This window comes from Aminobacter sp. P4_H6_2 (genome assembly GCF_056400805.1).
Map to the genome: position 1 here is coordinate 1 of NZ_JBFUKO010000497.1, position 4110 is coordinate 4110.

The following is a 4110-nucleotide window of genomic DNA, read 5'->3' on the forward strand; positions in this document are numbered from 1 at the left end:
ATTGTAGACGGGATTGTTCGACGTTGCGCTACCGCCGCCGCCGCCGGTGATGGTCGCGGTGCTGGCATTGGCAATGTCACCGCCCCACGCCTCGATTCCGGCACCTGCATTGCCRCCAGTGACGTTGGCGCCGCCATTGCCGCCGGTGATGACGGCGTTGTTCTCGATCATGCCCTCATTGCTCAGCACACCGGCGCCGCCTAGGCCGCCGTCACCATTACTGCGGCCGCCACCAGCACCGCCGACGATGGTGCCCGCCCGATGCTCGAGCGCTCCGCCCCCGTAGAGGAACAGCCCGGCCCCGCCGTGGCCCCCATAGTAGCCATCGCCGCCAGCCCCGCCGGTCACCGCAGAGGTGCCACCGGCTCCTGCATTGATGGTGACCCGCCCACCGCCCAGCAACACCATCGCCGCTCCGCCGCCGCCCCCGCCACTTCCGGTCGCATGGTCACCACCTGCGCCGCCGGCCACATTATAGCCATGGGTCGTCACGGCAGCGTCCGGGGTCGTCAGCACCAGGCCGCCGCCGCCGCCGCCGCCGCCGCCGCCAAAGTAGGCACCGGCGACGCCAACAGCACCTGTGGCGCCCGCGTCAGCGGCGCCGAGATCGACCGTCGGCAACGCATTGATATTGCCAGCGCCACCACCGCCGCCGTCACCGCCATCGCCGGGAAAACTAATATGGCCCCCGCCAGCGCCGCCGCCGCCGCCGCCGCTGCTGACATTGTTGGGTGAAGGTGCCTGACCGCCAGCGCCACCATTGCCGTGGCTGTTGCTCGTACCGGAGCTGCCATCCTGTGCCGTTCCATCCGGCACTTGCGCCGCTGTGCCGCCATCGCCACCTTCGTTGTCGACGACGGAGCCGAAAGCGCCCCCACCGCCACCACCGGCAAGGCCGCCGGCGCCACCAGCACCGCTATACCGAGAGTCAACTTTACCGCCACCACTACCACCACCCTGGGTGATCTGCTGAGCCGAGGCCACATCAGGACTCAGCGCCGTCCCGCTCCCAAGCATCAGACCGAGCAGAAGCGTCTCCGGAATATGCAGCGATCGCCGGCTAGGGCCAGATGCCGTCACTTGCCTCTCCGCCAATGCCAACCGCCCGCCCGGCTTGACGCCGTTCCCTGCTTTCGCTGCATCCGCGCTACGCCCGCCATTCACCATGCCCCGATCCCCAAGTTTTGCCTGCCCGCCGCATGCAGTCTGCGCAGGCGCCTGCACCATGTCCCTTGCCCAACCTGGGAGCACGGTCGCATGTCGTTTTTGATTGCCGTCCGAGGCAGCCATAACAGAACATTCTCGCACCAATATTTGGCCGAGATCTTTTGATGTCGTTTTCTGCGAATTTTTTCCTTACAAATGCCAGGACGTGTTTTTTTCTGTGTCATGCATGATGACTATTGCTGGATATACTTTAGACGTGAACTGACCTGCCTATTGTCGCAGAACCTGAGGAACCAGCGCCCACGCTAGGTTCTGCCCCCGCCAATCCACCGGGAGAGCCATGCAATCCGTGCGCTATGCCGACCTGATGTTCCAACCCGACATGCTCTCCGCAACGAGAGATGACGGAACGGTCCTGCGGCTGACCCGGCAGGAGCGGGCCCTGATCCTGCAATTGAGCCGCCAGCCACACAAACTGGTTACCCGACCGCAATTGCTGGAAGGCCTGGGTGACCTCGCTGGAGCGCTCGGCGAACGCAATGTTGACTATCTGATCAACCGCCTGCGCAAGCGGCTGGGAGACAATGCCCGCGCTCCTCGTTTCATCGCGACCCAGTATGGCGAGGGCTATCTGTGGGTCGCCGATGCGGTCGCGGCCGAAGTCGTCTCGGCCTTCCTGCTTATCGGTCCTGCTTATGGTCTCGCACAGGACACGGGCCAACTCCGGTTGATCGTCGAGAGCCTCGCGAAGCATCTTGGATCTGCGCTTGGGGAACAGCGTAAGGTCCTATGCATGCCGCAGTGGCGGTTCGAGCAAGACGCGGCAGGAACCGTTGCCCATAGTCTGGAAGTGAGCCTGCTGACCGACGGCGGGCACGTTCATATGGCGCTGGTTCTCAGGGATGGCCGAACCAATATGTTGATTGCGCCCTTTCGGATCACCTTGTCAGGTCCGTCACATAGTGCGGATCTGGAAGCCTTCTCTCAATCTCTGGTCCAGTCGATCTGGACCCATGCGGCCTTGCCCGACGGCGAGCCCCCGGAGCCGACCGATCGGCCATTGCATTTGCGCTTGCACGACGCGGCCCGACTGGTCTCGCCTGGTTCCGAAAGCTGGCACCAGAATGCGCCCAGGCTCGAAGCGGCTCACGCAGCCAATCCCGATGATCCCACCATTGCCGTTCTGTGCGCGCTCAATCGCTATGCGCAGTTGATCCTGGCGCCGCTCATGCCGCGTACCCCGCCCCTCACGGATGCCGAATGGCTGTCCATCGAAGATGAGATTGAACGGCTGGCGCTGGGGGCGCTGCCGAAAGCCGAGGGCAAGCCCATGCTCCTCATGGGAATCGCAAAAGTTCTGCGCTTCCTCGACCGAGGCCATCTGCAACTGGCCTGCCGGCTCACCGACGAAGCCTTCCTCGCAAGCACTGCCTTTGCTGCTGCCTTTGCCATGAAGGGGCAAATCCACGCCAGTCAGGGCGATATCGAACGCGCGATCGAGCTCTACGACCGGGCCATCGRGCTCAGCGAGGCCGGATCGCAGTTCCATATCTATCTTCTGGTCATCAAGGGAACTGCCTTGCTTGCCGCGGATCGTCGCGGCGATGTCGCCCAACTGACTGCCGAGCTTCATACGCTTGACCCGGCCAGCCGGCTCAGGGTCGGCCTGTTCTTCCTGTCACCTAAGGCCCGCCTTGTCCCCGCGGTGCTCAAGCCGGTTCTGGCTGCTGTGACGATGGCCCAGGGGCAACGCATGCTCATGTATCTGTATAGGGTCTCTGCACGCCAGTTTGAGCGCCGGCACCACCAGAAGAACGTGTTGCTGGGACTGTCTATTCATCTCGTCAACATGCATGGCGAGCGTGTAATCCCGCCAGAACTGAAAAGACGCTTCCCGGATCTGGCTGTCAAACAAGGCAATGCACAAGCAGCATTCGATTGAGATGACCTAAATGTAATCTGGGTCCACTCGGTTGAATAGGCGAGATACGTCGCAGGTCTAACCTCGAGCGTCAACTTCGCGCTCGGCGATGTCTGCAACTGGGAAATGGCAAAGCCGCTCTCTACGACCGACATTGAGGGCGCATTGCTGACTGGCATTCCTGGGGCCGAAAGCTGCCTGTCCGGTTTCGGGGCGAGAATTAGATAAGCCGACATACAACAATGGTCGGATGACCAACGGGGCTCTCGACCGTTTCGGCAAGTGCCCTTTGCACCGAAGCAGTGCGTTCCTCTTCGGCGAGAACTCACATGCCGGTACCACCTAGGCAAGACATCCACAAAGTTATTGACTGACCAGTCAGTATGCGTAGTGTGGAAACCACACGGGCCATCGGGTCGGCGTTCCTTCCATTCACGTTGACCTATCGACCCTTCAATTTGCGCGCTTTCCTTCTTGGCACAAACCACGCCCCCCAACGATTGCACGGCCACAGCAAGCAAAGGTTTCAGAATGCAGCCAAATAACTTGCCCATTGCGAACGAGACCATACTTAGGCACCTGGTAGATGAGCTTATTCCAGGCGACGGTCGCTGGCCCTCAGCCTCCGACGTCGGCGTCCACGGTGTGGTATTGTTGCGCTTGTTTGGCGATCAACCCTCCCGCGCCATCGAACAATTGGCTGCAGCGCTCGATTCTGATTCAGACAGCCTACTGAACGCCGCTTCGGAACGCCGCATCTCGGCTGTTCGACAGTTTGAAGAGGCAAACCCTGTTCTATTCGAGAAAATCTACACCGCAGCGATACTCGCCTACTACGAGATGCCGGGCGTAGTGGAGGCGATCAGAGCCGGGGGGCGACCATACTCCACATTCCCCCATGCAGACGGATACCCCATGCCGGCCTTTGACCTTGAACGCGATACGCCGACCCACGGCCGTGGACGCTATCTGCGAACCGAAGACGTCGTGCCCCTGAACCTGTCGTCGATCGACCTTGGTTC

General features: G+C 61.7%; 2 protein-coding genes and 1 pseudogene. 2 read left to right on the forward strand and 1 reads right to left on the reverse strand.

Annotation, left to right across the window (positions count from 1 at the left end; genetic code table 11):
* Window positions 1–1080 (reverse strand): annotated as a pseudogene (locus AC1DUU_RS25145) (hypothetical protein); the annotation flags it as partial.
* A 427-nt stretch (window positions 1081–1507) separates the two neighbouring features.
* Here AC1DUU_RS25145 and AC1DUU_RS25150 point away from each other — a divergent pair.
* Together AC1DUU_RS25150 and AC1DUU_RS25155 are read left to right on the forward strand one after the other, a co-directional pair.
* Window positions 1508–3109, forward strand: coding sequence for a winged helix-turn-helix domain-containing protein (locus AC1DUU_RS25150; RefSeq protein ID WP_476786095.1), 1602 nt, complete (start codon window positions 1508–1510; stop codon window positions 3107–3109).
* A gap of 510 nt (window positions 3110–3619) precedes the next feature.
* The coding region (locus AC1DUU_RS25155) for a hypothetical protein (RefSeq protein WP_476786096.1) at window positions 3620–4110 on the forward strand (491 nt) is incomplete at its 3' end.